The 634-nt window shown below is 39.9% G+C and carries 2 tRNA genes and 1 rRNA gene; all 3 read right to left on the bottom strand.

Annotation, left to right across the window (positions count from 1 at the left end):
• Positions 1–217: 217 nt before the first annotated feature.
• Positions 218–293, bottom strand: a tRNA-Ala gene (locus HHO47_RS19065).
• Between the two features lie 112 nt (positions 294–405).
• Positions 406–482, bottom strand: a tRNA-Ile gene (locus tag HHO47_RS19060).
• 76 nt (positions 483–558) lie between these two features.
• A 16S ribosomal RNA gene (locus HHO47_RS19055) occupies positions 559–634 on the bottom strand; the annotation flags it as partial.

Genomic DNA, 634 nt, shown 5'->3' with positions numbered 1-634 from the left:
ATTAATCCTAAGATTAAATGGCACTGAATGATACTGCTATCATTCTTTTTTACTTTTGAAAACTCTGTACAAATACAATGTATTCATACGAATTTTATTATCAGCTTTTCCAAATTTTTAAAGAGCAGAGAATCAAAAACTTCTCAAAATTAAACACACTCTATTCTCAGGCGATTTTGCTACCCGATAAAGAATATTTATTTTTAAGAAGTAAAAGTGGTGGAGCTAAGCAGGATCGAACTGCTGACCTCCTGCGTGCAAGGCAGGCGCTCTCCCAGCTGAGCTATAGCCCCACATATGCTGGTCTTACTGTTTGTATAACCGACTTCTTTTTAAGACAAGGCGTAAGTTGAGGCCGTTTAGTTCACTAAACAACGAGACTTACAAAACAGTATTAAGAAGAAGTGGTGGGTCTGAGTAGATTTGAACTACCGACCTCACCCTTATCAGGGGTGCGCTCTAACCAACTGAGCTACAGACCCAAACAATAAGTGTTGTTCTCTTTACAATTAACAATCATCTGTGTGGACACTACGAACAAATAAGTTCTAAATCGTATAAGGAGGTGATCCAGCCCCAGGTTCCCCTAGGGCTACCTTGTTACGACTTCACCCCAGTCATGAATCACTCCGTG

This window comes from Pseudoalteromonas arctica (assembly GCF_012927645.1).
Lineage (GTDB): Bacteria > Pseudomonadota > Gammaproteobacteria > Enterobacterales > Alteromonadaceae > Pseudoalteromonas > Pseudoalteromonas arctica_A.
This window is presented reverse-complemented; position numbering and strand designations above follow the sequence as displayed.